We start from the raw sequence: 26,534 nt of genomic DNA, 5'->3' as shown, positions 1-26,534 counted from the left end.
GGCCGCTCCTTTCTCATCTATTTTGCGCTTCTCGCAATAAAATTACTCTCCGGTGTTTCGTTTTGCAAGAACCTCTGTTTTTATAAAATATTTTGATGAAACACGAACACAATAGCACTATAGAAGCGCAATGCAAAAAACATGCGCACCGAAAAACATCCCAGCTTTCGTTATAGCAAACTCATGCGTACCCTGCACACAAAAATTCAACACACAGATCATATCGATGGCGAATTAGTTTTACCTTTTCAGATACGCGAAAAAAGTCGCTTTCGCGCTACCCTCACTTCAGGCGAGGATATTGCCTTACTCACGGTGCGTGGTAGCGTCTTGCGCGATGGCGATCTGATCACTAGCGAAGACGGCTTCGTCGTCAAAATCGTCGCTGCGGCAGAACCGACTTATAAAGTCGTTTGCGATTCGGCCCAGGCTTTGTTGCGCTGTGCGTTCCATTTAGGTAACCGGCACACACAAGCTCAGGTTGGTGATGGTTTTTTACGTATCCGTCACGACAATGTACTTAAAGAGATGTTAGAAGGTTTGGGCGCTCAGGTAGAGGAAGAACTTGCTGCATTTGAGCCAGAAGCCGGTGCCTATGGCGGTGGTCATCATCATGGCGACGACGGTCATCCGAACAATCCACTTGCACCTATCCCGCTACGTCAAAAAATACATCGTCCCTCTGACAAAAACTAACACTGCCAGCTAATGATACAAACCACTGCATTGCTGCACTTGCTGCAACTGGCCAGCCCTTCTCTGCCGGTTGGCGCATATAGCTATTCTCAAGGCTTAGAGAGTGCGATTGAACAAGGTCTGGTGAAAAATTCAGCCACTGCCAGACTATGGATATCGCAGCAATTAGTCGAGGTGCTAGCCTGTTTTGAAGCGCCGATTTTGTGGCGACTGCTGCACGCTTTTGAAAAACGCGATCAGGCTGCGGTCAGTCTGTGGACAGAACGGTTTTTAGCCGCGCGAGATACTGCAGAATTTCGGGCGGAGACAGTACAAATGGGCTATTCACTCGGCAAGCTATTGGTAGATTTAAAACTGGACGATAGCCAAGTTGATCCGGCATTGCTTGCGTGTTTGCAAAGTCTGGCCGAAGTACCCTTTCCGACTGCATTAGCTTGCAGTGCGGTTGCGTTGAAAGTACCTGCCGAGGCAGCATTACTCGGCATGTTATTTTCATGGGCAGAAAATCAGGTGCTAGTGTGCGTCAAATCCGTGCCACTGGGACAAGTCGCGGGACAAGCCCTGTTACTCAGTTTGACTGAGGCATTAGAGGCGGCGGCAAAAACCGCGCAAACTCTGAACGACGATGAATTATCCAGCTGGGCGCCAGGATTATCTCTGCTATCGATGCAACATGAAGTGCAATATAGCCGTCTATATCGCTCCTAACGCCAACATCATACTTACCGAATTTAAATTTTTGAGAGTCCATATGAATTCCGATTTCAATACCCAAATCAGTACTCAAATCAACACGCAAACCAATTCAAAAATAAGTGCACAAGCATCAAATCCATTGCGCGTCGGCATCGGCGGCCCGGTAGGTTCGGGCAAAACGGCACTGTGTGAAATGTTATGTAAGGCCATGCGTGACGACTACGAGATGGCGGTCATCACTAACGACATCTACACCAAAGAAGATATGGAAATCCTGTTACGCGCAGATGCCTTACCGGCAGAACGTTTGATGGGCGTAGAAACCGGCGGCTGTCCACACACAGCGATCCGCGAAGATGCGTCCATCAATCTGGAAGCAATCTCACGAATGTGCGCTGATTTCCCTAACCTAGATTTAATTCTGGTGGAATCTGGCGGTGATAATCTGGCCGCAACTTTTAGCCCCGAATTGTCTGACTTAACGATCTATGTCATCGACGTCGCTGGTGGGGAGAAAATCCCGCGAAAAGGAGGCCCTGGCATAACCCGCTCTGACCTGTTGATCATTAATAAAACAGACTTGGCGCCGCATGTCGGAGCCAACTTAGACATCATGGCGCAAGACGCCAAACGTATGCGTGGTGATCGTCCGTTTATTTTTACAAATTTAAAAACGGGTGATGGGGTGACGCAAATAAGGGAGTTTATTTGCAGGGAGGGTTTGTTTAAAAATTGAATACCTTGACAAGGTAATTAATATGACCAAATAGTAAAACCGTGACTTATTCAGTCGCAAAAAAAAATGAGCCGATGTGGCTCATTTTTTTACCTTGGATTCAGATTACAACTTAGACTGAATCAATTTACCCAACTTCTCAATCCCTTCATTAATCCGCTCTGGCGATACGGTCACAAAGCTCAAACGCAAGGTATTTGTGGCCGGATTATCTGCATAAAACGGCGCACCAGGAACGAATGCCACATTCTGCGCAATCGCTTCATCCAATAACTGTTTGCTATTGACGTGCGCAGGCAAGGTCACCCAGATAAACATACCACCCTCTGGACGCGTCCATGTCACGCTGACTGGAAAATGCTTTGTCATCGCGGCCAGCATCACATCGCATTGACCGGAGTAAAAGCTACGGATCGTTGGAATATGCTCACCCAGGAAACCATCTTTGATTACTTCATACACGACCATCTGAGTTAATGTCGATGTATGTAAATCGGCGGCCTGTTTTGCTTGCTCTAATTTACGGATCAACGGCGCCGGACCGACGACATAACCGAGACGAATACCAGGCGTAAGGATTTTGGAGAACGAACCCATGTAGATCACGCCATCGGGATTCATCGTCAGCATTTTTGGTAAAGGCTCACCGCTGTAACATAAATCGCCATACGGATTATCTTCAATCAAAGGCAAACCCAGACGTGCGCAGGTGTCGACCAACTTATAGCGACGTTCAACTGACAACGTCAAACCGGTCGGATTCTGGAAATTAGGCAAGGCATACAATAAACGCGCGCCCTGTCCTTTTGCCGCAACTGACGACGGCAACAAACCATGCACATCACCATCCACAGAAACATACTCAGGCTGGTACAAAGAAAACGCCTGCAAAGCACCGAGGTAAGTCGGTGTCTCGACCAAGATCTTGCTACCCTTGTCGATCAACACTTTACCGAGCAAATCCAGACCTTGTTGTGAACCCGAGACCATCAAAATCTGTTCTGGCGAAATTTTAGTCACATCGTTGGACAAAGAATCCGCGATGAATTGACGCAAAGGCGCATAGCCATCGGTCGGTCCGTATTGCAATGCCGACTTTCCTTGCTTGGATAAAACCAGATCAAACGCTGCCCGCATACGGTCGATTGGAAACGTCTCTGGTGACGGCAAACCACCGGCAAAAGAAATCACTTCTGGACGCATCGTGACTTTCAAAATTTCACGGATCACGGAGCCTTGCAACTGCTCTGCACGCTCAGAAAATTTCCACTGCATGGGGCTAGGATTTTCAAGTTTCATACTGGTCTCATTCACTCTGTATTTTTATGTTGTACTGTTTTTATAATCGGTCAATTGTCTGCATTACTCTAAATTAATCTGAATCACTTAAGGTAATTTTGAGTTGATCCAACTAGGCAATCTCAGCAATCAATTCAATTTCAACGCAAGCGCCCATCGGGATTTGTGCTACGCCGAAAGCGGAACGGGCATGCTTGCCTTGTTCACCAAAAATCTCACCAAACAATTCTGACGCGCCGTTTGTGACTAAATGCTGTTCTGTAAAGTCGCCTGTGGAATTGACCAGACTCATGACTTTTACAATCCGTTTAACGCGATTCAGGTCGCCACCACAAGCTGCTTGCAGGGTAGCAATCAAATCAATCGCCACCGCACGCGCAGCAGCTTTGCCTTCTTCCGTACTAATATTTTTGCCCAATTGGCCGACCCATACCTTGCCGTCTTTTTTTGCGATATGACCGGATAAAAACACAGTGTTACCAGTTTGTGCATACATAACATACGCAGCGGCCGGCACAGCGACTGCTGGTAACTCAATATTCAAAGCTTGGAGTTTTTCGTAAAACGACATGGTGATTTCCAAAAAAGTTGTGGCGTATGCCTGACTCGGTGCAATGTAATGCAAAAAGCAATCTCGGCAATAACTAAACTACCTGATGAAATTGCTAATGAGAACCAAGGCAAGTGCCTGATTTTATAGAGTGAAGCGGAACAATTGTTTTCACTGACAGACCTCCATTGTAAGCCCCTCATCACCCGATTAACACCCCCAATTACAGACGATCCGCTTGATTTAATTTGGAGGCCTGTCTCTTTTCAACACGACTACCGATGATTCTTCATCGGTCTGCCGATTGCCAATAACGCTATCGCTGCCAGCCAATTGGTATTGGGCGAGAATTCGTCGCTTATATCGTCGCTTATATCGTCGCTTATATCGTCACTGACATCATCGACTGCGTCATCACTTATAAAGTCAGCATCCACATCGCCGTCAACGCTAATGCCAATCCCATCACGAGATTAAAATTTCTCAGACGATTACCGACTAGCAACCAGTTGCGCAAACTTTGCCCCATCCATGCCCAAGCGAGAATACTCAGCGCACTCGGAATGGTAAATCCCAGACTCATCCAAGCCATACGGACAACAAAATCAGCATGCCCTATGGCATAAGTTGAGGTCGCGGCAACCAGCATCATCCATGCTTTGGGGTTGACGATCTGAAACAATGCAGCTTGCGGAAGACTTAAAGGTTTAATCGCATCGCTGGACGACAACTGGCGTGAGAAACACAGCTTAAAAGCCAGGTACAAAAGATAAGCAATACCCGCCAGCTTCATACCCCAGACCAGATAGGGGCTGGCTTGCAAAATAGCGATGCCGCCCAAACCGACCACCCACATCAGCACCACAAAGCCGATTGGCACACCCGCCACCTGTGGTAAGGCGGCACGCAGTCCATGATTAACACCAGTGGTTGCAGCGATTGCCACATTAGGGCCAGGCGTAAAAGAAGCGATCCAGGCAAAGGTGGTAAAAGCCAGCACTTCAGCAAATTGTATTTGAGCAAACGGCATCACGGACTTCCTATTCAATAAAATATACTAGAGGGGTGTAATTTTTAATGTCCAATGATTATTTGGACAATAAGGTATATTTATTCATATACTCCCCTATTTTTTACTTTTTTCTTTATGGGTATAAGGCAAATATTTTCAGCATCGTCGGGGGGCGCTATGCATACCGCTTCATCTCGCAACTCCCCCAATCTCACCGCGGGTCGCAAATTGTTTCCGCCCTGATTGCGTCATCGGTGCGCCGGAAGGACACTGCAGGCTCAAACTGTTTACTCAAGACCAAGCCTGAACTCTGATGAGTTAAGGGCGTTTGCTCAGGCAAGCTATTTTCGATAACAGGACAAATTTGGATCTCACTAGCTTGACGATCTGCCTCAATTACCACTCGTTTCAGCGGCGGTATCATCAAACTCTGCCCTTTCGATAACCAGTAATCATAGGCATCATTCTCGATCGTAATCCACACCAAACCGCATTCGATTTGCAAGCACAGCGCCGATTCGGCAGACACAGATAACAAGCCATTTGGTGGTAGCGTCAGTAATGTATTGGCGGTGAGAATTTTCATAGCATTCCTTGCGGATTGGTGTAGGAGTTGTGCTATCCTAGCCGCAAAAACCAATACAGTACCAGTACAATAAAAACGATAATTCACGCACTGTTACGGTCTTTTTCCCGATACACCTATCTGATTGGCAGGCATCCTATGATTAACGGTAGCAGGAATAGCGATACAAATGGCAGTACGAGTGGCGACAAGAACCGAGGCACAAATGTGAGCACAATCGGAAGCACAAATCGAAGCATAGTTTCGCGCGATTCTGGCGGCTCTCTGGTCGAGCAAATTGTCCGTAACGTTGCTACCCGTATCGACGACAAATTGCTACGCACCGGTGCGCGGATGCCGTCGATCCGGCAGTTTGCGGACGAACAGCGCGTATCTCGCTTTACAGTGGTTGAGGCTTACGACCGACTGGTCGCCAAGGGTTATCTGGAATCACGTCGCGGCTCGGGCTTTTTTGTGCGTGAGCGTGCGTCGATGATCAACAGCAATAACGCTCATAATGCCGCAGAGGCTTTGCCATCAGGGCAACAACTCGATGTGGTGTGGCTGGTGCGGAATATGTTCCGCCAATTGCCGCCGCAAAAAATGCCGGGCGCCGGTCTGCTACCGCATGACTGGCTGGATGGTGAACTGGTCGCCAACGGCTTGCGTGCGATCAGCCGTCTCAATCAAAACCTGCTTTTACACTACGGTACGCCACAGGGATTTTTACCGCTGCGCCAGCAACTGCAACTGAAATTAGCTGAACTGGAAATCGCCGCAGCACCAGAGCAAATCATCATGACGACCGGCGTGACGCAGGCGCTGGATTTGGTGGCACGCGAATTTACCCGCCCCGGCGACACGATTTTTGTCGATGATCCCGCCTGGTTTTTGATGTTTGCCTCATTTGCGATTTTGGGTGCCAAAGTGATTGGCATACCACGCTTGCATGACGGTCCCGATGTGGTCAAGCTAGCCGAGCTGGCGGCGCTGCATAAGCCCAAGCTCTATATCATTAATTCTGTCATGCATAATCCGACCTCCACGTCCCTGTCGGCGGCCAAGGCATTTCAGGTATTGAAGACGGCAGAAGAACATGATTTTATGGTGGTGGAAGATGATATTTACTGCGACATGCATCCCGGTCCCGCGGTACAAGCGGCGACCCGCATTGCCGCCTTAGACCAATTAAACCGTGTGATTTATCTGGGTGGATTTTCTAAAACTCTCGCTGCCAATCTGCGCGTAGGATTTATCGCCACCTCACATGAATTAGCCGTGCGCTTGTCTGACCGTAAGATGTTATCCACGCTGACTACGACAGAAATCGGTGAGCGTGTCGTGTATAAAATTTTGTCGGAAGGTCACTACCGCAAACATGTCGACCGCATCCGCGTCAAACTAGATTCTGTTCGGGATGATGTGACTAAGCGGGTAGAAAATCTCGGGATGAAAGTTGATTACCGCACACCTGCCGGTATGTTTTTGTGGACTGATACCGGCTGCGATACCAATGTACTGACCGAGAAGGCAATGGAGCAAGGTTTTCTGCTAGCACCCGGTAGCTTGTTCTCCCCCAATCAACTGCCCTCCACCAAGATGCGCATCAACATTGCTGCGATGTCTGATCCTGATGTGTGGGCGTTTTTAGAGAAAGAAATTAAGTAATAGACCCTATTTCGCTGATATCCACCAGGCCTCACCTGCATGTGGCTTGCTCATGCTGAGTGGCTCCCCCATTTGCGGTGTGCTGATAGGAACATTCCGCGCCTCAGCCAAGGCTGTAATACGATCAAACGGCTCATGCCAGACATGTAGCGACAGATCAAACGTGCCATTATGAACCGGCAGCAAATGTTTACCGCGTAAGTCCAGATGCGCCTGCAAAGTCTGCTCAGGCTGCATGTGGACATCTGGCCACTGGTGATTGTAGGCGCCGGTTTCTATCATAGTCAGATCGAAGGGACCGAACTTATCGCCGATCTGTTTAAAGCCGTCAAAATAACCACTGTCACCACTAAAAAACAGCTTGAGATTCTGCTCGGCCTCGCCATGGGTTTCACGGATTACCCAAGACGCCCAAAGAGTTTGATTGCCATCGTTGAGACCGCGACCGGAAAAATGTTGTGCTGGCGTCGCCGTCAATTCAATCCCGTCAACAGTGGTGCTTTGCCACCAATCCAGTTGCTGTACTTTACTGGCGGCGATACCCCATTTAATTAAGGTATCACCCACACCTAGCGGCGTTAAGAAGTGTTCGACTTTGTCGGCCAGTTGTAACACTGCAGCATAGTCCAGATGATCATAATGATCGTGCGACAAAATCACGCCCTTGATCGGCGGCAGATCCGCAATACTGATCGGTGGCTGATGGAAACGTTTTGGACCCATCCACTGGAACGGTGATGCCCGCTCGGAAAATACAGGATCAGTCAGCCAAAACTCACCGCGCAGTTTTAGTAATAAAGTGGAATGACCAAGGCGGAATAAAGATTGATCCGGCGCGGCTAGTAACTGTTCACTCGTCAGAGTTTGTACAGGGATTTGTCCTGCCGGTATGGTATTGGCTGGTTTATTAAAAAGGAAGGTCAAGGCGATTTGCAATGTTTTGAAAAAGCTGGTCCTTTGTATCTGTACTGGATTTCGATACTTGCCGTCCTCATGCCGCAGATAGCGCATCTTATCTTGAGTATTCTCAGTGCCAACAGTGTTTAACCCTGCCTTACTTGAGCCGTTCGCCGGAAATGTGCCAATTGCCATAATCAGATGTCCTGTAAGCAAAATAAAATCGAAAGTACAAACCATTACATCGAACCGAAATTATCGGCAAAACCCTACGCATACCAATAATTACACTACACAGTGTAGTTTTAAATTCTTAAAAAGTAAACTACCTAGTGTAAAATAATTTAATTCTCTTTTTGCCACAATTTGACCTCAACGCTACATTACCGCCATGCCAAGTCCAAAACGCCTTACCGACCGCAAGCGCGAAGCGATCTTGCAAGCCGCTATTATCGAATTCCGAACTCACGGTTTTGAAGCCACCAGCATGGATAAAATCGCCGCCAGCGCCGAGGTTTCTAAGCGCACGGTTTATAACCATTTCCCCAGCAAAGATGATCTGTTCGCTGCGATCTTATTACAGCTATGGCAAAACAGCGCCAGCCAGCGCGAGGTGGTTTATCGCACCGACATCTCCTTGCGTGATCAGCTAATCGACTTGATGCAAGAAAAAATGCAGATGCTCAATGATGAGCACTTTATCGCGTTGGCACGTGTCGCTATTGCGGCCACCATCCACGCGCCAGACCGCGCACAAGAGATGGTCGCAAAATTAGGGGAAAAAGAAGAAGGCGTCACAGGCTGGATCAGAGCAGCGCAAGCCGATGGCAAACTCAAACCGGCCGATCCTATATTTGCAGCCCACCTGCTACAAGGTCAATTAAAAACCTTCGCATTCTGGCCGCAAATCACCATGGGTCAAGCGCCTTTGGATAAGGCTGCTCAAGTGCAAATCGTAGAGGCTGCGGTGGATATGTTTTTGGCTTATTTGGGTCAGTCTTAAAATCTTGCAACAGCGTTGTTTATTAGCTCAGCAGTCAGTACGAGCCGTCCACTCACATCAACGCAATCAAATTGTGTGATAAATTCATGCCTTGGTTTTATCCTGCTTGCCATTTCATTTTTATCGATCACTCAAAGCTACCCGTGCAAGCCACATTCAATACGATGACAAACGCCTCTACTTCCATCTGCGCATCCGCAACAGCGCGCCGGTTGCTTGTCGCACTCAGCTTGTCATGTACACACATATGCAGTGACAAGCTTTGTTGTCGCTGTTGATCCTGATCTAGTCACAACCACTCCAAAAATTCACCGTTTTTTAGCTGTAGCAATCATGGTGTACGTCTGCTGTTTATTTTCGATTTTTTATACTCACTATGCATCTCTATCTCTATGACAACTGGGAGCGTCAGCTTCGCCAATTTACTCCACTGCGCCAGGATTGGGTTGGTCTGTATTGCTGCGGACCTACCGTGTATGACTATGCGCATATCGGTAATTTACGCACTTATTTGTTTGAAGATATTTTACGTCGCACCTTAGAATTTAACGGTCACCAGGTCCGTCATGTCATCAACATCACTGACGTTGGTCATCTAGTATCCGATGCGGATGATGGCGAAGACAAAATGGAAAAAGGCAGCCGCAAAGTGGGAGAATCTGCCTGGAACATTGCGGAAAAATTTACTAGCGCGTTCAAAGCCGACTTGCTCAGCCTGAATATGCTGCCCCCTACCATCTGGTGCAAGGCAACTGATCATATCGCCGAGCAAATCGACTTTATTGCCACCATAGAACAAAAAGGCTACACCTACACCACCAGCGACGGCGTATATTTCGACACATCCAAACAAGATGATTACGGCTACCTGGCACGACTCAATCGAGACGGTATTGAAGCCGGCATCCGTGTTGATCTGGGTGAAAAAAAACACCCCACCGATTTCGCGCTATGGAAATTCAGTCCGGCAAATGAACAGCGTCAGATGGAATGGGATAGCCCTTGGGGACGTGGTTTTCCAGGCTGGCATATTGAGTGCTCTGCGATGGCTAGCAAATATCTGGAACCGTGGTTTGACATCCATTGCGGCGGAGAAGATCACATCGCGATTCATCACAGCAACGAGATTGCACAGAACCAAGCCTGCCACGGCACCCGTCTTGCTAACTACTGGATGCATGGCTATTTTTTGCAAATCGATGCAGGAAAAATGTCTAAATCCAGCGGCGATTTTTTGCGTCTGCAAACTCTGATTGACCAGGAGATTGATCCGCTGGCATACCGGTTTTTATGCTTGTCAGCACACTATCGCAGCCAGATGAATTTTAGCTGGGATGCATTGGAAGCAGCTCAAACAGCGTTGGGCAGATTGCGCGATACTTACTTTGCATTACCTGAAGGTGGCGCGGCTGATAGCAATTATGTGACCCGCTTCCAGACTGAAATCAATCAAGACCTGAATCTCCCCAAAGCACTGGTCGTGGTGTGGGAAGTTCTCAAATCGGATTTGAACGACGCAGATAAAAAAGCGACTCTCGATCAATTTGATCTTGTCCTCGGATTGGGATTGGCGGAGTGGAAACCAGCGATACTCACCATACCCGCCGAGGTAACTGCGCTGGCAGAGCAACGTCAAATTGCCCGCACTACAAAGAACTGGGTAGAAGCGGACCGGCTGCGCGCAGCCTTGCATACATTGGGGTATGAGGTGGAAGATAAAGCAGATGGGATGAAGATAAAACCTAGAAACGGCAGTTGACCGCTCGTCAGTATAATTAAGTAGTTGATTCAATTGACTGATGCTAGGGTTTTCACCATCACCGTTCTGGTGAGAGCGCTACGAACGGATTAATTTAGATATGACCATGCTTCTTACTGCGACCAAGCGCCCGCCCTCGGAAAAATCGGATTTGCTAAGGTTCATCCGGCAAGATAGCTCTGTTAGTGAAATCGAGATGCCGCGCCAAGGTGTGCTGCCGCATGATCTGGTGCATTTTGTGGTGGAAACCGGGCTGAAACTCAGTGACGGTTTTTTAAGTCTGGTAGCGCAAGGTGCCGATGCACAGTTTGTCATGGAGCTGACCCACGACACTCAGCGCCGGGATGTTGAACGGGGCGCAGTGCAAGCCGAGGCGATTGTTGAGGCATTGCAGACACAACTCTGGAGCGGCAATTTTGATCACGACGCGTTTGCTTATGGGCTGCAAACTGCGGCTGAGGCACGCAATATTGAGGCGCCAGCAGTACCGGCGGAGAGTTTGGCACACACCTTATTCCAGCAAGCAGTGGAGCTAAACGCGATATGGTCGCAGATTAAACCATATGAAAAACTGGAACTCCGGTTTTAAACAAATCGCCACGACATCCCACGTTCAGCATCTATTTTTGTCTTTTCCATCTAAACTCTCTAATTCGCTTAATTAGAACAATAATTAAAAAAATGGGGAGTATTTTTAATTGTCCAGAGAATAATTGGACAATAAGGCTAATTTACCTTGTACTACTACCCAGTATATAAATTAGCTGCAATCAACATCTTGAAATATCCCAACTTAGCCGCATAACTGCCAAGCAAAATCTTTATGGATTTCATCAAGTCGGGACTTGCACAAAATCGCCCTGACAAAATCGGTATGAGCAGATCGTCAGGCGATGCTGTATGAGGTCGCCAGGGTAATTTTGTAAAGTCCTAAACTCATAAAAAATAGTAAGAGGGAATTATGTCCGACCAAAAACAAACAATGGGCTTCCAAGCCGAAGTCAAACAACTGCTGCAATTGATGATCCACTCGCTGTATTCCAACAAGGAAATTTTCTTGCGCGAATTGATCTCTAACGCATCTGATGCTGCCGACAAGCTGCGTTTTGAGGCGATCAACAATGCCGCCTTGTATGAAAGTGATCCTGAGCTCAAGATCAAAGTCAGCTTCGATAAAGCTGCACGCACCATCACCATCGCCGACAACGGCATCGGTATGACACGCGAAGAAGCCATTGCGCATCTAGGTACCATTGCCAAGTCAGGCACGAAAGAATTCTTTGGCAAACTGTCTGGCGACCAGCAAAAAGATGCTGCTATGATTGGCCAATTTGGTGTGGGTTTCTACTCTGGCTTTATCGTTGCGGACAAAATCACCGTTGAATCACGTCGTGCTGGCACTGCCGCCGACGCTGGCGTACGCTGGGAATCTGAAGGCGCTGGCGACTTTAGTGTAGAAGATATTACGAAAGCCGATCGTGGCACTTCAATCACTTTGCATCTGCGCGAAGGTGAAGATGATTTCCTCTCTTCATGGAAACTCAAGTCGGTAATCCGTACTTACTCCGACCATATCTCTTTGCCGATCTTGATGCAAAAAGAAGAGTGGGACGAAGAGAAAAAAGAACAAGTTACTAAAGACGAACTCGAAACAATCAATCAGGCCAGCGCTTTGTGGGCACGCAGCAAGAGCGACATCAAGCCTGAGCAATATGATGAGTTCTATAAACATATTTCACACGATTACAGCGCCCCGCTGACCCACACGCATAACCGTGTGGAAGGTCGCAGCGAATACACGCAATTGCTGTACATCCCTGCCCGTGCACCGTTCGACATGTGGGATCGTAACAAACGCGGCGGTATCAAGCTATATGTCAAACGCGTCTTCATCATGGACGATGCCGAACAGTTGATGCCGGTCTACCTGCGCTTTGTTAAAGGTGTGATTGATTCCAATGACTTGCCACTGAATGTCTCGCGTGAAATTTTGCAGGAAAGCCGTGACATCAAAGCGATTCGTGAAGGATCGACCAAGCGTGTATTAGGCATGCTGGAAGATTTGGCAAATGCAGAAGGTGATGGTGATTCACAAGCGAAGAAAGATAAATACGCTAGCTTCTGGACCGAGTTTGGTCAGGTACTCAAAGAAGGTATAGGCGAAGATGCGGGCAACAAAGAACGTATCGCTAAACTGCTACGTTTTGCTTCTACCCACAACGACAGCGATGCACAGACGGTATCTTTAGCTGATTATCTGAGCCGGGTTAAAGAAGGTCAGGAAAAGATTTACTACGTTACTGCCGACAATTACGGCGCTGCGAAAAATAGTCCTCATTTAGAAATTTTCCGCAAAAAAGGTGTGGAAGTTCTATTGCTGACTGACCGCGTTGATGAATGGATGCTGTCCTTCTTAAGTGATTTTGAAGGTAAAGAATTAGTCTCCGTTGCCAAAGGCGACCTGAACCTCGGCACACTCGAAGATGAAGCTGAGAAAAAACAGCACGAAGAGACCGAAACGCAGTTCAAGGATCTGGTTGAGAAGATGAAAACCGCGCTGGCAGATAAAGCCAAAGATGTACGCGTGACTTTCCGTCTGACCGACTCCCCTGCTTGTCTGGTAGCGGACGACAACGAGTTATCCGGCAACTTGATGCGCATGCTGAAAGCAGCAGGCCAGGCAGCACCGGAATCAAAACCGATTCTTGAAGTCAATCCAGATCATCCGTTAGTACAACGTTTAAAGTACGAAGAGAAGAAGTTTGACGACTGGGCCAATATCCTGTTTGATCAGGCAATGCTGGCAGAAGGTGGATCACTGGCAGATCCAAGCAGTTTTGTAAAACGTCTCAATGAAATGCTGTTGAACGTAGCAGCTTAGGTTTTTTACCTCAGGTTTTTACTTCAAGTTTTTACGTCAGATGACTATTTGATTAGTTTCAGTCAACTACTTCTAAAAAAGTAGCCCATAACAAGCCCGCCAATTTGGTGGGCTTGTTGTTTTGTGCTGAGCATGCGTGAAATGTAAAGAAACTGTAAAGCTTGAAAGACCAAGCACCCCTCGTTTTAATTTGTAATTTCTCGCTACAAGCGCCGCAAAAAATGAGCATTACAGGTAATATCACTGCATCGCAACAAAAACTCCCAATTGCCATGACTACACAAGAAAACGTTCTGATTCTCCAAGGTGGAGGTGCTTTGGGTGCCTACCAAGCGGGTGTTTTTGAGCAGCTTCATCAAAACGATATTCAGCTCGACTGGCTGATTGGCACTTCTATCGGCGCGATCAATTGCGCGCTGATTGCCGGCAATCCTCCAGAGAAGCGGGTTCAACAATTACGGGCCTTTTGGGAAAGCCTGGCACCGCCATTGGCGTCTAACCAACCCTGGTCGGTATTCACCCCTTTCTTGCAACAATGGGGTATCGCTAATACCTGGAGCAGCTGGACCAGTTCTAATGAGACGATGAACACTTTGACCAATGGTGTTCCTGGATTTTTTAAGCCACGGGTTGGTGCTGGTTGGGATATGAATGCCGCCGTAGACATAGGCCAAAACAGTTTTTATGACACGTCGCCTCTCAAAAAGACGCTAGAGAAAAATATCGATTTTCACTATCTGAATAAAAGCCCAATACGTATCAGTATTTGCGCGGTAGAAATTACCGGCGGCCAGATGACGACCTTCGATAGCAAGAAACAAAAAATAGGACCAGAACACATCATGGCGAGCGGCGCGTTGCCACCGGGTTTTCCGCCGGTAGAAATCGACGGAAAAATGTATTGGGACGGCGGCATCTACTCCAATACACCATTAGAGGTTTTGCTGGATGGAGCACTACAACGCGATGCGCTTTGCTTTATGGTTGACCTGTGGGACCCAAGTGAAGCAGCGCCGAAGACGATGGCAGAAGCATTGGCACGGTACAAAAATATTCAATACGCCAGTCGCTCAAAAGAACAACTAGCAACCCGTCGCCAACTGCAGAATCTGCAAAAAGCAATACGCGGTTTATCTGAAAAACTCTCTGCAGCGGAACGCAAAAAACCGGAAATACAAGCCTTGATGAAACTGGGCTGCGATCACACAATCAATGTCGTACATCTGGTGATGAAGGCGCAAGAACACGATCAGTATTTTAAAGATATCGACTTCAGTACAGAGACAATACAAAACCGCTGGCAGGCAGGACTGCATGATGCAGAGAGAGCTCTGCGTCACAAATCCTGGCTACAGCCGCCGGCACAACATACCGGGCTGATTATTCACGAGTTACCGCAAGAATGAGTGCCCACTACTGATATCGACAGGGTCGCCAACAACGAATATCTAAGAGCAGAGGTAAGGTTAGCTGAATGTGATCTTATCTTTGATCGTAATGTTTTTGCATTGTTGGTCTAATTCTCAGGCGACGAGATCCTTGCACATAAACACGCTTAGAGGGTCGTCGCGATAGTTTCCAAACCGACCACATACTACAAACCCAGCCTGAGCATAAAGACGCAAAGCTTCTGTGTGCCGTGGGCCGGTTTCCAGCATCACTTGCCGACACCCTGCTTTATAGGCAGCTGCCTCAAGCGAATGTAGCAATCGTTTAGCCAAACCTTGTCCCCGCTGAGTGGGATGCACATACATACGCTTGATCTCCCCATATTCTGGCGCCAAAACAAGCGCACCGCAGGCGACCGCGCGTTGGTCCAAATCGCGGGCAACAATGCAGATAAGTTGCAGCGCAGAGACCGCAGTCAAGTCGAGCGAATAGACGCTTTCTGCCGGATAAAGACTGTGCTGGTATGCATCAAGTTCAGCAATCAGAGTGAGCACGTCAGCCTGATCAGGCGACTCCACGTTCATGGTAAACAAAAGAAATATCGCTTAAATTGATTTGGAATAAATGGTGGTGGAGCACAACCCGCCTTGCGGCCATAAGGCATAGTCTGGAATACGCCCGCACATCTGCCAGCCAAGCCGCTCATATAAAGACTCTGCGCCACCACCTGTTGCCGTATCCAATACCAACACCGTTTTCCCTGCTGCCTGAGCTGCCTGTTCTGCGGCCTTCATGAGAGCTGCACCGAGTCCAAGGGAACGGGCCCGGCGATGTACCAGTAACTTAGAAATATCGCCGCGATGCGGTTGGTTTTCTGGCTGACTCAATATTGCCTGTACTGTTCCAATAATGGCACCTGCGCCTTCTCTGGCCACGAGCAAAAGTCGCTCTTGACGCGTCACACTCGCACCAACGTTCCGCCAGAATGCATCTGCCTTAGCGCGCGATAAGGGCTGCATAAAACTAACTGAGGCACCGCCTTCGACACAATCGATCAAGACATCGCACAATGCTTCTATATCCTCATGATCATCGAGCGCCTGCAATAACTGAATTGAATATTCAGAGGACGATTGAGGCGAGGTCGAATAGTCTATGGTCATCCTGGACTCCCGAAATAAACAAAAAATGATTTGGTCAAATGGTTAGGCACATTCTGATAGATCAATATTAGATTTCCATCCGAAAGCGGCGATGTTTAAATGGATGCGGTATTAATCGCGACGACATAACGTACCGGGCGGTTACTGGTGTTTTGATAAACGATTGCACTGTTCTCATCCATCGCCAGACAATCGCCGCTCTCCAGATGATGGTGCACATCACCCCAAATAATTTCCAGCGAGCCATCCAGTACCCAGATCTGCTGATGTATCCCGACTTCACGCAAACCCGCTGCATAAGACACTCTCGCACCGGCAGGAAACTCCACCTCAACCAACTGAATAGACGAACGGAAATGCGGCGGTGAAATATTCCGGCGACGATAACCTGACTGTGGATCTATCCACAGTAATTGCTCCTCGCGCCTTACTAGTGGATTAGCATCAGGCTGCGGCTCTTCAAAAAACGAGGCTAGCGTGACACCCAGACCAAACGACAATTTATCCAGGACTACCGCTGTCGGACTGCTCTCCCCGCGCTCAATCAAAGAGATCATAGAACGACTGACGTTCGACTTGGTCGCCAGTGCATCGAGCGACATACCGCGCTCAGCCCGCAGGCTGCTCAGTCGGTTTGCAATGCGCTGATTAATGTCCGGCGGTTGAATAGTTTTTTGGTCTTGCATAGTGTGGGTAGATTAATTATCTTGGTTAATTTCTTTCATAATGGATTTATTTTCCAATTTATTGGATATTGTGTCAATCGATTTATTTGATAAGCATTTTTGCGCTGCAATGGGTTAAATGCGTAGATTCCCGACAAGATATCTGAGCATAGGAATTAATAACAACACAAGACTATCAAAGCAGCAACTCGGGACGTTCCGTAACATCCAAGCTCAATTGATCATGTTAATGTTCGTGCTCACATCAGCACCACGTCATCCAGCAATCGTTCTATTACCGAGGTTTTTTAATGAAAAGTGTCTTACGTTTTCTTGGGTTTTGTCTTTTGGGTTTGATTGCATTGATAGCGATAGCTGGTCTGCTATTTGGCTACTTCATTTACTCACCTGAACCAGAACTTCCAAAGCTGTCTGGCACACTGGCTAAGGAGTCCATCGAAGTGAGTGGACTCAAGCGTACATACTTGACCTACGTACCGCAAGGGCTGGCAAAAGGAGCGCCGCTGGTGATGGTGATGCACGGATCAGGTGAAGACGGCGCGCAAATTCGGATTGATACCGGGTATGGATATGAACGTCTCGCCGACCAATATGGCTTCGCAGTCGTCTACCCTAACTCCTACAGTTTTGACTGGAATGACTGTAGCAAAGTTGGTGACTTCAGCGCAAACGGGCGCGAGGTAGACGACGTTGGCTTTTTAAGCGCACTGGCCGACAAGCTGATCACAGAGATTCATGTCAACCCAGATCGCGTGTTTGCAACTGGTGTTTCGTCTGGTGGTTTTATGTCGATTCGCCTTGCGCTGGAGGCGCAGTCCCGGTTTCGCGCGATTGCAGCTGTATCCGCAAACGTACCGTCACCCGAGAATTTTAAATGTCAGCCTGCCCAGCAACTTGCGTCCGGTAATTCAGGTATATCAGTCATGATCATGAATGGCACCAAGGACCCGCTGGTCCCGTTCAATGGCGGAGAATCCAGCCTCCTGGGCTTGTTTTACAAGGGTGGCAATGTGCGCTCATCTCAAGAATCCGGTCAATATTTTGCCGACCTCAATCACCTCACCGGGAAACCAGTAACGAAGCTGAGCACAGCGGCAGACGGTGTGAATGTCGAACAGTTTTTATGGCGTAACGATACTAAAGTGGAAGTAGAGCTGGTTGCGATTCAAGGCGGTGGGCATGGACTGCCGCAACCCTACTTCCGTCGTCCGCGATTATTAGGGCCGTCACCTATGGCACCGGATGGCACCGCAATGATCTGGGCTTTTTTTGAACGACAATCATCGCTGACGCAATAAAATGAGCTCAGTGATAAACAAAAATCTCACGCTAACGAGGAAAAACCCATTTGCACATGATCTGATTTCATCAAAGTAGTCACTTCGGTTAATATGCTTGCACTTTCTATTCTTACGCTAAAAATCTTATGAAAATTGATAAAGACACCGCCGTCACCCTGCGCTTTACCGTGGCCGAGATCAACGGCAAAGTCATTGAAAACGGCAAAACCCCGATCGCTTATTTGCACGGTGGTTATGACAATTTACTGCCAAAAATAGAAGCTGCCTTGCAAGATCAGGAAGTCGGTTTTAAAGCCACCCTGGATCTGGCGCCAGAAGATGCTTTTGGTCTACGTGATGAAAGTTTGCTGAGAACAATTTCCAAGAAAGATTTCCCTCCTGGTGTCAAAGTAGGTGCGTCTATGCAAGGACATACTGACACGGGTGAGGAAACCATTTACACCGTACTTAAAATCAAAGGCGATCAGGTAATGCTCGACGCCAATCACCCGCTAGCGGGCAAATCCTTGAGTGTAGGTTTGCAAGTATTAGGAGTACGCGCAGCGACCGCGGAAGAAATTATGCATGGTCATGTACATGGCGATCACGGGCATCAGCATTAACACTAGAGAGGCAGCATCACTAAATTTAGCGCGCTGCTGCCGCTTTAGTTTGTATTTCCGGTGAAGTGCGTCATGCGCACCGATGGATAAAACTTAAACTGATATTGGTTAGTCCGCGTAACTCACTCAAGCACCCTACAAGAATTGACTTCATTTAGACGCAATTTTCATCACGTTGACTGACACGTCTCAACAACTCAAATATCACCACAATTTTGCCAGCGGCATAACCAATCCGGTGAATAAAGATAAATCTGATGATGCCTTATTCAGACCTTTAGCAAAACCAAAATCAATCGTCAGTTTATTACTCGGGCTGTAGGTTAACGCAGCCAAAGCTTGGGCAGTATCGTCAGTGCCGCGTCTGCGTGTGCCACTGAGTTCTGCCGTGACACCCCAATTTTCAGTGACGGCTATTGATGCCGATGTTGAAACACCTGTTTGTGTACTGGCAGTACCGGGATCGACCAAGCCCAAACGTGTAAAATTTAGGTTGGCGTCTATATGCAGTTTGCCGATGCCTTTACTGTAAATCCCATTCACGCTGTAATCTGTTTTGCCATTACCGATCGTATTTTTAGCAGTGAGGACTTTGACGCCAAACTCCAGTCCAAATGCAGTGTCGTCATTCATCAAAAAGGCACGCTTTAATACTAGCGTGGTATCACCCCAGCCGCGCTCACGGTTGCCCTGATCGTCCAAAGACGAGACTAAGGCCTCGCCACCGACTAGCACACCCCATTGCGGATTAAACGCCAGCTTTAATTGGTAAGGCAAACTATCTCGTCTGGTTCCATCTTGCTTGGTGCTAAGCAGACCCAATTCCAGTTCTAATTGTCCTGGAAATGGTAATTGCGCTGGACTCGATACCGAGGGGCGGTACGGCGTAACCTCTTCATCATCGGCGTAATCATAAACGCAACAACTCGTTACAAGAATTATTTGCTTACTTTAACTGGCAACTCAGGCATCTTCTCATCAAATGTAATACGTGTTGCAAACTTGGCACGCTTCATCGGAAAACGTGAGTGGAAGTGACGTACATTGCCAGAACCAGAAATAACACGACGTACAAACTGATAATAGGCATCCATGTCAATAACATGAATAACCAGGAAGTAATCGTATTCGCCAGACACAAAATAACACTGCATCACTTCAGCTTCTTTGTTCATTCCCGCTTCAAATTCTTGCATATGCTCATCAGACTGATTGATCAGCGATACCTCTAAAAAAGCCAGCATGCCATATCCCAGTGCAAATGGATCAACCATAGCTACTTCTGCACTAATTACGCCGAGCTCACGCAACTCTCTTATACGCCGCAGGCAAGTTGGTTGTGAGATATGGAGCTTGTCTGCCAGAACCCGGGTAGGTATCTGATTATCCTTCTGTAACAGGTTCAAGAGCTTGCGATCAACCTTGTCGAGTGAGCGATATTGAGGCATATAAAAATCGTCTTATTTATGAAAAAACAAAAGAAAATAGCTTTGCTTATTAATTTTTCTGTTGTACCTTTTGCATATTCAGTTTTCTGAATAAGTCAGAGATGCAGTAATGTTGTCCTACTTTTTTTAAACCTTAGGAGTATGTTCATGTCGTTCAAAATTAAAATGATTCCACTGGCTGGCGCAATTGCTTTCGCCTTCGCTGGTACTGCGGCTGCTCAAGAACAAGTTATTAAAATCGGTCACGTAGGCCCTATTTCCGGCGCGATTGCCCATTTGGGTAAAGACAATGAAAATGGTGCCAAAATGGCGATCGAAGAACTGAATGCTAAAGGCACGATGATCGATGGCAAAAAAGTTAAATTCGAACTGCTGACAGAAGATGACGCTGCCGATCCAAAACAAGGCACAACCGTAGCACAAAAATTGGTCGATGCAAAAGTAAATGGCGTGATCGGTCACTTGAACTCTGGTACGACAATCCCAGCTTCTAAAATCTACAACGACGCAGGCATCCCGCAAATCTCCCCATCTGCAACAAATCCAAAATACACACAACAAGGCTACAAAGGCGCGTTCCGCGTTGTTGCTAATGACGGTCAATTGGGTGGCACTTTGGGTCGTTACGCTGTGCAAATTAACAAAGCTAAAAAAGTAGCTGTCATCGATGACAAAACGGCCTACGGCGAAGGTGTTGCGGCCGAGTTCATGAAGGGTGCTAAAGCCAAAGGTGCTGAAGTTGTTGTTACTGAACATACGACTGACAAATCGACTGATTTCAGCGCGATCCTGACCACAATCAAAGCGAAGAATCCAGATGTGATTTTCTTCGGCGGTATGGATGCAGTTGCAGGTCCGATGTTGCGTCAGATGAAAGCACTTGGCATTACTGCTAAGTTCATGGGCGGCGATGGTATCTGTACTACTGACTTAGTGAAACTGGCTGGTGACGGCATTGGCGAAGGTCAAGTTGTCTGCGCAGAAGCCGGCGGTGTTTTAGATGCACAGAAAAAAGTGTTGGATGACTGGAAAGCAGCTTACAAGAAGAAATTTGGTCTGGACGTTCAAATCTACGCACCGTATGTATACGATGCTGTGATGACGATGGTTGATGCGATGCAACAAGCTAAATCAGCAGAACCAGCAAAGTACCTGCCTTTCCTGGCTAAAATCAAGCACAAAGGTATTACTGGCGACATCGAATTTGATGCTAAAGGCGATATCAAAGACGGTACATTGACTTTGTACACATACAAAGGCGGCAAGCGTGAGTTGCTGCAAGTTGTAAAATAATTCGAGGCTATCGTGATTTGCACAGGCTGATTCGTCAGTCTATTTCATAAAAATGCGACCAAATAAAAACGCTGCAAACCTCAAAGGCTTGCAGCGTTTTTTATTTCTCAGTTACATTATTAAAAACTGATAAAGCAATATGATCTAAACCACTTGTAAAACTAGGATTATATTAATCTTAAAACGCTCCTGTGTCATATTCAGGGCTCAGGCAAAATTACTTGGTCGACAAAACCCACTTAACTAAAGTATGTGCCTCAGCTTCAGACACCTGTGGATTAGCTGGCATGGGAACTGCTCCCCAGACGCCACTACCACCAGCAATCACTTTTTTTACCAAGGTGTCTTCTGCTGTTTTGTCGCCAGCATATTTTTTAGCGACATCTTTGTAAGCGGGACCCACAACTTTATTAGCAACAGCATGACAAGCCATGCAGTTTTTAGATTTTGCTAATTCCATATTGGCCAATGCCGCACCAGAAACCATCATCGTAAAAAGTGCACTTACCGCTAATAAAGACTTGTTCATTACTTTCTCCAAGTTAGAAAATTTGTTGCTCCATTTTACTGCGTTTTGCTTATTTTGATACGCTGTGTCCAGCATAGAACGTGTCGGCTAAACATAAGGTTGACCATAAGTAAAATTACTCCTAATATCTGGCAAAAGGAGCCATCATGCCTCTCATCATTCTAGTTGCGTTGTTGTTTTTACTTAAATATTTAGAAGTCGGCTTTTTAGCGAATATTTCTTGGTGGTGGCCAGTCGGCCTAGCTGTGTTTGCTTTTTTATGGTTTGAATATTTCGAACGTATCCTGGGACTGGATAAGCGAAAAGATCACCAGCATTTTGAAAAAATCAAAAAAGAACGAGTCAAGCGGACGTTTGAAAAGAAAAAATAAACTGTCTGCGCACCTAACTAAGACCTTTCTTTTCTCAAGCATAAAATAAACTTTTATCCAGGTTTTTTTTGAATTGGTCAGGGATGTCGACGCACCAATAATCTTGTACTGCGTAAATACTTTTAGTAATATCTTTTAATCGTCAAGGTATTTATTGGGCAATCGATACTATTCCTTAAAAAAAGGGGGAGTATGTTAAGTTCAGTACATCAGTCTGTACCAGATTCAGCGTAATCTCAAATGCAAAAAACATTTAACTTGTTGAAATCCCTGACTAATTTTTATCCACCAAGCCTAACCAATTTGCGTGAAACCATCTATAGATTAGCTGATTCATGCATCGATCAGATGCGGTCCATATGAATCTGGAATTACGACAACTACGTTATTTTCTCGCGGTAGCAGAAGAAATGCATTTTGGTCGAGCTGCGGCTAAATTACACATGACGCAACCACCGCTGTCACAAACTATACAAGCGCTTGAAGCTACTCTTGGCACTGCTTTATTTACCCGCAGCACTCGTAGTATCGCGCTGACCGCTGCCGGGCTAGCACTGCTGCCAGAGGCACGCCGCATACTTCAGCAGGCACAGGGCTTGCCCGCACTAGTACAACGCGCAGCCGCCGGTGCTAGCGGTCATTTGTCGCTGGCATTTGTGTCTATCGCCGACTACAGCATCTTGCCACCCTATCTGCGAACATTCCGGCAAAGTCATGCGGCTGTGCAGATTGAACTGCGAGAGGCAACCAGTGATGTTCAATTAATCGCTCTGGAGAAAGGTGAAATCGATGCTGGCCTGATCATCCCGCCGATACCAGATCGTTTGCGTAATCTGTTAGCCTACCAAAAAGTCTTGTCCGAGCCGTTGATACTAGCAGTACCGGAAAGCTTTGCGACAAAAACACACGACGTCTCACTATTGGATTACCAGCATCTGCCTCTAATTATTTTTCCACGCAAAATTGCGCCAGCTTTACATGACTTAATACTTGGCTGCTTCCGAGAACTCGGGTTGACCCCGGCAATTAGTCAGGAAGCGATACAAATGCAAACCATCGTCGGCTTAGTCTCCGCTGGCATGGGCATCGCGCTTGTGCCACAATCTGTCTCGAATTTAAAACGTCCCGGTGTGACTTACCTAAGTCTGCCGCAAACTAGCCATGTGGTAGAAATCGGCGTGGCATGGCGTAAAGATAATACGTCTCCCGTGCTGCAGGCTTTTTTAACCGAGATTTTCCGTTAGGATTTGAGCTAATGGCAGATGCACTTTTCGAGGCAGTTTTGATGTGAGTTTGTTGTAACTAAGGCGCTCATGGCTAGCCGTGAGCAACGAAGAGCATCAAAAAATGACCGTAAATGCGCCGCCAGCACTCAAATAGCACCTATGGTGCGTCTAATGAAAAATCTCGGTTCACCTTATTACAAACGAAAGAGTAGCTATGCTGATTCACCCCAACCCAGATCCAGTAGCATTCCATTTAGGACCTGTTTCTGTACACTGGTATGGACTGATGTATCTGGTCGCGTTTATACAATTTGTCTTGCTAGGCCGGGTACGCATTCGCTCACCGCATATTGCAGCTCAGGGATGGAAAAACGAAGACATTGATGACATGCTGTTTTATGGCGTGCTTGGTGTTGTCCTGGGCGGGCGCATTGGTGAATTTCTGTTTTACCGGCCAAGTGAATTGATCAGCAATCCCTTAGAAATACTGATGGTCTGGCATGGCGGCATGTCATTTCACGGCGGCTTTATCGGCGTTTTGATTGCGATGTTCTTCTGGGCGCGCAAAGTGGGTCGACCATTGGTGAATGTATTTGATTTCATCGCGCCGCTGGTGCCGCTAGGCTACGCTGCGGGGCGCATCGGCAACTTTATCAACCACGAACTACCAGGTCGGATTGCTTCAGCCGATTTACCTTGGGCAATGCAATGGCCTGGTGTGGATCACCTGGTACATCCGTCGCCAATTTATCAGGCCTTAGTGGATGGATTGTTGCTGTTTGTTATTTTATGGATATATGCCCGTAAAGCGCGGCCACCTCTGGCTGTCGGCGCAATGTTTGTAATGCTGTACGGCTGCGCACGATTTTTTACCGAGTATTTCCGTACGCCGGATTGGCAAGTGAACCTAGCAGGCATGACCATTTCTGCCGGACAAATACTTTCGCTACCAATGATTATTGGTGGACTGGTGATACTGGTGTTTGTATATAGAAAATCAGCTAAAGCCTAGGTAACATTATTACGGCATTATCGTAGGATTAATCTCTGATCGAAAACGATAGTGCCGTTAAAAAGCTCAGTCCAATAACTTCATGATGACTGCCCATTCTGCGGCAGTCACTGGCGTGATCGACAAACGACTCCCCTTCTGTAGTACCAGCATATCTGCCAAGGCCCCATGAGTGCGTAGCTCTGCCAGGCTTAATAAACGCGTCTTGCGCAATGCCCGGATATCCACCATCATCCAGCGCGGATTTTCTTGCGACGCCTTGGGATCAAAATAATGACTTTGCGGATCAAATTGTGTGTGATCGGGATACGCGCTGCTCGCAACTTCAGCCAGCCCAGCAATACCAGGCTCTGCGCAACTGGAGTGATAAAACAGTACTCCATCACCAACCTTCATTGCATCACGCATAAAGTTACGTGCCTGGTAATTTCGCACGCCAAACCAGGCTATCGAGGATGCAGATAAAGCGTCATCAATGCTCACTTCATCCGGCTCGGACTTCATTAACCAATACGCCATAACAATATACTCCCCGTAAATTTTTAAAAAAATGCCTTATCGTCCAATGATTACTTGGACGATTAAAATATACATATATGAGTATATTAAATACCAAAGCATCTTAGTTGCATCTTGGCCTAACGATATCTAAGAGCCGACCAAGTGGATATTGGCACAACACGACAAGCAATACTAAAGGAAAATTAGTTTCTAAGACGTTGCACCGTTAGACAAGCTCGCATCACCTTTGCTCAGTCAAACGTCGAAAAAACAAGCCTACAAACAAATAGGACTTACGCAAAATTGTCCCGGCAAGGCACAGCGATGACAGTACATTAGTACGGCTAGTCGCTGCAACGCTTTGGGGCGGTTTTGCGTAAGTCCCAATAAAAAAGCACTCACAGCAAACGCTGTAAGTGCTCTGGAATAAGTCCCCACCAATGCCGCTATGCCGGCATCCTGAACCAGGAGGTTCAAGTTGGCCACAGTCGGTTCAACTTCGGGTTCATCGGACTAGCGACGCTCACACCTGTCGAACAATTCCCGCAGCCTGTGCACATAAATGGTTCAAGGAATATATGGCACTGGCGAACACGGTAGGGAATTTAAGTTTACTCCTATCCGCGATGTCGTACAGCTTTTTTTAACTCTTTTTGATTGATTAAACCAATACAAGCACGGTTCAAAATAGATTTTCTTGGGGTGTTAGTGCTTTGTCCAAGACCTCATGCATATGATTAATTTTTTGCTTGACGTCTGCAATCGACAATCCAGACAAAGGCCCCTCTGGCGATTTGGTCGATAGCAATTCTGCCGTAACACCCAAAGCTGCCATTACTGCGATTCTGTCGTTACCTTTAATCTTGGCGGCGTCGCGGATGGTGCACATTTTTTCGTTAAGGTAAGCGACTGCAGCTAGCAATGCTTTGTCTTCACCTTCTTTACAGCTGAGCTTATAGGCTTGTCCCATGATGCTGACATCTAGCTGGATCACATTGTCTTTCATGCGGCATCCTTATCTGAATCGTTCTCAACTGGTAATTGCGCGAGCAAAGCTGTTACGCGTTCGTGTGCTTCATCCATACGTTGATGCATCTCACCATTTTCTTCGGTCAGAGCAACGATATCGCGCCGTAGCTCAGCGTTCTCAAGGCGTAAAAAATCGGTCAGCTCTGCGAGCCGTGCGACTTTTTCAGCAAGTAATTCAAATTCAGAATTCATCTCGTCACTAGGTTGGTAAAAACATGGCAA

The 26,534-nt window shown here is 47.1% G+C and carries 30 protein-coding genes and 1 other RNA gene; 15 read left to right on the top strand and 16 right to left on the bottom strand.

Features of this window, described 5'->3' with window-relative positions:
* Positions 1–183 precede the first annotated feature (183 nt).
* The 3 genes from ureE to ureG all read left to right on the top strand — a co-directional run bounded on the left by ureE (position 184) and on the right by ureG (position 2,128).
* Positions 184–696: an urease accessory protein UreE gene (gene ureE, locus QN395_RS15970; RefSeq protein ID WP_322121531.1), complete on the top strand. Its 513-nt coding sequence runs from the start codon at positions 184–186 to the stop codon at positions 694–696.
* A gap of 15 nt (positions 697–711) precedes the next feature.
* Positions 712–1,404, top strand: a complete 693-nt coding sequence (locus QN395_RS15965; RefSeq protein WP_322121530.1) for an urease accessory protein UreF — start codon at positions 712–714, stop codon at positions 1,402–1,404.
* A 103-nt stretch (positions 1,405–1,507) separates the two neighbouring features.
* On the top strand, positions 1,508–2,128 hold the full coding sequence (gene ureG / locus QN395_RS15960; RefSeq protein ID WP_322121529.1) for an urease accessory protein UreG: 621 nt from the start codon (positions 1,508–1,510) through the stop codon (positions 2,126–2,128).
* 105 nt (positions 2,129–2,233) lie between these two features.
* On the opposite strand, the gene QN395_RS15955 is transcribed toward ureG, so the two are convergent.
* The 4 genes from QN395_RS15955 to QN395_RS15940 form a co-directional block, all read right to left on the bottom strand.
* A complete protein-coding gene (locus QN395_RS15955) occupies positions 2,234–3,427 on the bottom strand; it encodes a PLP-dependent aminotransferase family protein (RefSeq protein ID WP_322118082.1) in 1,194 nt (397 codons plus the stop codon).
* A gap of 112 nt (positions 3,428–3,539) precedes the next feature.
* Positions 3,540–3,998, bottom strand: a complete 459-nt coding sequence (locus QN395_RS15950; protein ID WP_322118081.1) for a RidA family protein — start codon at positions 3,996–3,998, stop codon at positions 3,540–3,542.
* 397 nt (positions 3,999–4,395) lie between these two features.
* The gene (locus QN395_RS15945) at positions 4,396–5,007 is read right to left on the bottom strand and encodes a LysE family translocator (protein WP_322118080.1); all 612 of its coding nucleotides are present in this window, start codon (positions 5,005–5,007) and stop codon (positions 4,396–4,398) included.
* A gap of 193 nt (positions 5,008–5,200) precedes the next feature.
* A complete protein-coding gene (locus QN395_RS15940; protein ID WP_322118079.1) occupies positions 5,201–5,575 on the bottom strand; it encodes a DUF2917 domain-containing protein in 375 nt (124 codons plus the stop codon).
* 138 nt (positions 5,576–5,713) lie between these two features.
* Between QN395_RS15940 and QN395_RS15935 the strand changes: the two genes are divergently transcribed.
* On the top strand, positions 5,714–7,222 hold the full coding sequence (locus tag QN395_RS15935) for a PLP-dependent aminotransferase family protein (RefSeq protein WP_416200093.1): 1,509 nt from the start codon (positions 5,714–5,716) through the stop codon (positions 7,220–7,222).
* Between the two features lie 6 nt (positions 7,223–7,228).
* Here the strand turns inward: QN395_RS15935 and QN395_RS15930 are convergent, their stop codons facing one another.
* On the bottom strand, positions 7,229–8,233 hold the full coding sequence (locus QN395_RS15930) for an MBL fold metallo-hydrolase (protein ID WP_322121528.1): 1,005 nt from the start codon (positions 8,231–8,233) through the stop codon (positions 7,229–7,231).
* A gap of 277 nt (positions 8,234–8,510) precedes the next feature.
* Between QN395_RS15930 and QN395_RS15925 the strand changes: the two genes are divergently transcribed.
* Positions 8,511–9,122, top strand: a complete 612-nt coding sequence (locus tag QN395_RS15925) for a TetR/AcrR family transcriptional regulator (protein ID WP_322118077.1) — start codon at positions 8,511–8,513, stop codon at positions 9,120–9,122.
* A gap of 127 nt (positions 9,123–9,249) precedes the next feature.
* Here the strand turns inward: QN395_RS15925 and QN395_RS15920 are convergent, their stop codons facing one another.
* Positions 9,250–9,381: a hypothetical protein gene (locus QN395_RS15920; protein ID WP_322118076.1), complete on the bottom strand. Its 132-nt coding sequence runs from the start codon at positions 9,379–9,381 to the stop codon at positions 9,250–9,252.
* Positions 9,382–9,498: 117 nt separating this feature from the next.
* Here QN395_RS15920 and cysS point away from each other — a divergent pair, with 117 nt between their 5' ends.
* From cysS to QN395_RS15900, 4 genes are all read left to right on the top strand, one after another.
* Positions 9,499–10,881 (top strand): cysteine--tRNA ligase, encoded by a 1,383-nt coding sequence (gene cysS, locus QN395_RS15915; RefSeq protein ID WP_322118075.1) that lies wholly within the window; start codon positions 9,499–9,501, stop codon positions 10,879–10,881.
* 100 nt (positions 10,882–10,981) lie between these two features.
* Entirely contained in the window at positions 10,982–11,470 is a 489-nt protein-coding gene (locus QN395_RS15910) for a hypothetical protein (RefSeq protein WP_322118074.1), read from the top strand.
* A gap of 372 nt (positions 11,471–11,842) precedes the next feature.
* Positions 11,843–13,762: a molecular chaperone HtpG gene (gene htpG, locus QN395_RS15905; protein ID WP_322118073.1), complete on the top strand. Its 1,920-nt coding sequence runs from the start codon at positions 11,843–11,845 to the stop codon at positions 13,760–13,762.
* Between the two features lie 221 nt (positions 13,763–13,983).
* Entirely contained in the window at positions 13,984–15,168 is a 1,185-nt protein-coding gene (locus QN395_RS15900) for a patatin-like phospholipase family protein (protein WP_323492717.1), read from the top strand.
* Between the two features lie 117 nt (positions 15,169–15,285).
* Here the strand turns inward: QN395_RS15900 and QN395_RS15895 are convergent, their stop codons facing one another.
* From QN395_RS15895 to QN395_RS15885, 3 genes are all read right to left on the bottom strand, one after another.
* On the bottom strand, positions 15,286–15,735 hold the full coding sequence (locus tag QN395_RS15895; protein ID WP_322121527.1) for a GNAT family N-acetyltransferase: 450 nt from the start codon (positions 15,733–15,735) through the stop codon (positions 15,286–15,288).
* 21 nt (positions 15,736–15,756) lie between these two features.
* Positions 15,757–16,314, bottom strand: a complete 558-nt coding sequence (locus tag QN395_RS15890; RefSeq protein ID WP_322118071.1) for a GNAT family N-acetyltransferase — start codon at positions 16,312–16,314, stop codon at positions 15,757–15,759.
* 95 nt (positions 16,315–16,409) lie between these two features.
* Positions 16,410–17,000 (bottom strand): helix-turn-helix domain-containing protein, encoded by a 591-nt coding sequence (locus QN395_RS15885; RefSeq protein WP_322118070.1) that lies wholly within the window; start codon positions 16,998–17,000, stop codon positions 16,410–16,412.
* Between the two features lie 290 nt (positions 17,001–17,290).
* On the opposite strand from QN395_RS15885, the gene QN395_RS15880 reads away from it, so the two are divergent.
* Together QN395_RS15880 and QN395_RS15875 are read left to right on the top strand one after the other, a co-directional pair.
* Entirely contained in the window at positions 17,291–18,298 is a 1,008-nt protein-coding gene (locus tag QN395_RS15880) for an alpha/beta hydrolase family esterase (RefSeq protein ID WP_322118069.1), read from the top strand.
* A gap of 128 nt (positions 18,299–18,426) precedes the next feature.
* Positions 18,427–18,903 (top strand): peptidylprolyl isomerase, encoded by a 477-nt coding sequence (locus QN395_RS15875; protein WP_322118068.1) that lies wholly within the window; start codon positions 18,427–18,429, stop codon positions 18,901–18,903.
* Between the two features lie 204 nt (positions 18,904–19,107).
* Here QN395_RS15875 and QN395_RS15870 read toward each other — a convergent pair whose 3' ends face one another.
* Both QN395_RS15870 and QN395_RS15865 read right to left on the bottom strand, forming a co-directional pair.
* On the bottom strand, positions 19,108–19,725 hold the full coding sequence (locus QN395_RS15870) for a transporter (protein WP_323492716.1): 618 nt from the start codon (positions 19,723–19,725) through the stop codon (positions 19,108–19,110).
* Positions 19,726–19,841: 116 nt separating this feature from the next.
* Complete coding sequence (locus QN395_RS15865) at positions 19,842–20,351, bottom strand: Lrp/AsnC family transcriptional regulator (RefSeq protein WP_322118067.1); 510 nt, start codon at positions 20,349–20,351, stop codon at positions 19,842–19,844.
* A gap of 147 nt (positions 20,352–20,498) precedes the next feature.
* On the opposite strand from QN395_RS15865, the gene QN395_RS15860 reads away from it, so the two are divergent.
* Positions 20,499–21,644: a branched-chain amino acid ABC transporter substrate-binding protein gene (locus tag QN395_RS15860; protein ID WP_322118066.1), complete on the top strand. Its 1,146-nt coding sequence runs from the start codon at positions 20,499–20,501 to the stop codon at positions 21,642–21,644.
* A 217-nt stretch (positions 21,645–21,861) separates the two neighbouring features.
* Here QN395_RS15860 and QN395_RS15855 read toward each other — a convergent pair whose 3' ends face one another.
* Positions 21,862–22,134 carry a c-type cytochrome gene (locus QN395_RS15855; protein ID WP_416200144.1) on the bottom strand — a complete coding sequence of 91 codons (273 nt, stop codon included), beginning with the start codon at positions 22,132–22,134 and terminating at the stop codon, positions 21,862–21,864.
* A 185-nt stretch (positions 22,135–22,319) separates the two neighbouring features.
* On the opposite strand from QN395_RS15855, the gene QN395_RS15850 reads away from it, so the two are divergent.
* From QN395_RS15850 to lgt, 3 genes are all read left to right on the top strand, one after another.
* A complete protein-coding gene (locus QN395_RS15850) occupies positions 22,320–22,544 on the top strand; it encodes a TIGR04438 family Trp-rich protein (RefSeq protein ID WP_322118065.1) in 225 nt (74 codons plus the stop codon).
* Between the two features lie 359 nt (positions 22,545–22,903).
* Entirely contained in the window at positions 22,904–23,788 is an 885-nt protein-coding gene (locus tag QN395_RS15845; protein WP_322121524.1) for a LysR family transcriptional regulator, read from the top strand.
* A 196-nt stretch (positions 23,789–23,984) separates the two neighbouring features.
* A complete protein-coding gene (lgt, locus tag QN395_RS15840; protein WP_322118064.1) occupies positions 23,985–24,782 on the top strand; it encodes a prolipoprotein diacylglyceryl transferase in 798 nt (265 codons plus the stop codon).
* 66 nt (positions 24,783–24,848) lie between these two features.
* On the opposite strand, the gene QN395_RS15835 is transcribed toward lgt, so the two are convergent.
* From QN395_RS15835 to QN395_RS15820, 4 genes are all read right to left on the bottom strand, one after another.
* The gene (locus QN395_RS15835; protein ID WP_322118063.1) at positions 24,849–25,301 is read right to left on the bottom strand and encodes an EVE domain-containing protein; all 453 of its coding nucleotides are present in this window, start codon (positions 25,299–25,301) and stop codon (positions 24,849–24,851) included.
* Positions 25,302–25,710: 409 nt separating this feature from the next.
* Positions 25,711–25,889, bottom strand: a non-coding RNA gene (gene ssrS, locus QN395_RS15830) — 6S RNA.
* A 76-nt stretch (positions 25,890–25,965) separates the two neighbouring features.
* Positions 25,966–26,277, bottom strand: a complete 312-nt coding sequence (locus QN395_RS15825) for a cell division protein ZapA (RefSeq protein WP_322121523.1) — start codon at positions 26,275–26,277, stop codon at positions 25,966–25,968.
* A gap of 8 nt (positions 26,278–26,285) precedes the next feature.
* A complete protein-coding gene (locus QN395_RS15820; protein ID WP_322118062.1) occupies positions 26,286–26,504 on the bottom strand; it encodes a DUF904 domain-containing protein in 219 nt (72 codons plus the stop codon).
* Positions 26,505–26,534: the final 30 nt, after the last annotated feature.

The organism is Undibacterium sp. RTI2.2, from assembly GCF_035018705.1.
Taxonomy (GTDB): Bacteria; Pseudomonadota; Gammaproteobacteria; order Burkholderiales; family Burkholderiaceae_D; genus Undibacterium.
The sequence above is the reverse complement of the archived record's forward strand: the minus strand, read 5'-3'. Positions and strand labels throughout refer to the sequence as shown.

Coding starts and splice junctions, on each gene's coding strand:
- QN395_RS15855 (WP_416200144.1), bottom strand. CDS start 22,134: ATGATGGTTTCTGGTGCGGCATTGGCCAATATGGAATTAGCAAAATCT.
- QN395_RS15900 (WP_323492717.1), top strand. CDS start 13,984: ATGAGCATTACAGGTAATATCACTGCATCGCAACAAAAACTCCCAATT.
- QN395_RS15845 (WP_322121524.1), top strand. CDS start 22,904: ATGAATCTGGAATTACGACAACTACGTTATTTTCTCGCGGTAGCAGAA.
- QN395_RS15820 (WP_322118062.1), bottom strand. CDS start 26,504: ATGAATTCTGAATTTGAATTACTTGCTGAAAAAGTCGCACGGCTCGCA.
- QN395_RS15940 (WP_322118079.1), bottom strand. CDS start 5,575: ATGAAAATTCTCACCGCCAATACATTACTGACGCTACCACCAAATGGC.
- QN395_RS15925 (WP_322118077.1), top strand. CDS start 8,511: ATGCCAAGTCCAAAACGCCTTACCGACCGCAAGCGCGAAGCGATCTTG.
- QN395_RS15885 (WP_322118070.1), bottom strand. CDS start 17,000: ATGCAAGACCAAAAAACTATTCAACCGCCGGACATTAATCAGCGCATT.
- QN395_RS15955 (WP_322118082.1), bottom strand. CDS start 3,427: ATGAAACTTGAAAATCCTAGCCCCATGCAGTGGAAATTTTCTGAGCGT.
- QN395_RS15910 (WP_322118074.1), top strand. CDS start 10,982: ATGACCATGCTTCTTACTGCGACCAAGCGCCCGCCCTCGGAAAAATCG.
- QN395_RS15880 (WP_322118069.1), top strand. CDS start 17,291: ATGAAAAGTGTCTTACGTTTTCTTGGGTTTTGTCTTTTGGGTTTGATT.
- QN395_RS15850 (WP_322118065.1), top strand. CDS start 22,320: ATGCCTCTCATCATTCTAGTTGCGTTGTTGTTTTTACTTAAATATTTA.
- cysS (WP_322118075.1), top strand. CDS start 9,499: ATGCATCTCTATCTCTATGACAACTGGGAGCGTCAGCTTCGCCAATTT.
- QN395_RS15860 (WP_322118066.1), top strand. CDS start 20,499: ATGTCGTTCAAAATTAAAATGATTCCACTGGCTGGCGCAATTGCTTTC.
- htpG (WP_322118073.1), top strand. CDS start 11,843: ATGTCCGACCAAAAACAAACAATGGGCTTCCAAGCCGAAGTCAAACAA.
- QN395_RS15835 (WP_322118063.1), bottom strand. CDS start 25,301: ATGGCGTATTGGTTAATGAAGTCCGAGCCGGATGAAGTGAGCATTGAT.
- ureE (WP_322121531.1), top strand. CDS start 184: ATGCGTACCCTGCACACAAAAATTCAACACACAGATCATATCGATGGC.
- QN395_RS15945 (WP_322118080.1), bottom strand. CDS start 5,007: ATGCCGTTTGCTCAAATACAATTTGCTGAAGTGCTGGCTTTTACCACC.
- QN395_RS15865 (WP_322118067.1), bottom strand. CDS start 20,351: ATGCCTCAATATCGCTCACTCGACAAGGTTGATCGCAAGCTCTTGAAC.
- QN395_RS15935 (WP_416200093.1), top strand. CDS start 5,714: ATGATTAACGGTAGCAGGAATAGCGATACAAATGGCAGTACGAGTGGC.
- QN395_RS15930 (WP_322121528.1), bottom strand. CDS start 8,233: ATGCGCTATCTGCGGCATGAGGACGGCAAGTATCGAAATCCAGTACAG.
- QN395_RS15875 (WP_322118068.1), top strand. CDS start 18,427: ATGAAAATTGATAAAGACACCGCCGTCACCCTGCGCTTTACCGTGGCC.
- lgt (WP_322118064.1), top strand. CDS start 23,985: ATGCTGATTCACCCCAACCCAGATCCAGTAGCATTCCATTTAGGACCT.
- QN395_RS15895 (WP_322121527.1), bottom strand. CDS start 15,735: ATGAACGTGGAGTCGCCTGATCAGGCTGACGTGCTCACTCTGATTGCT.
- QN395_RS15890 (WP_322118071.1), bottom strand. CDS start 16,314: ATGACCATAGACTATTCGACCTCGCCTCAATCGTCCTCTGAATATTCA.
- QN395_RS15950 (WP_322118081.1), bottom strand. CDS start 3,998: ATGTCGTTTTACGAAAAACTCCAAGCTTTGAATATTGAGTTACCAGCA.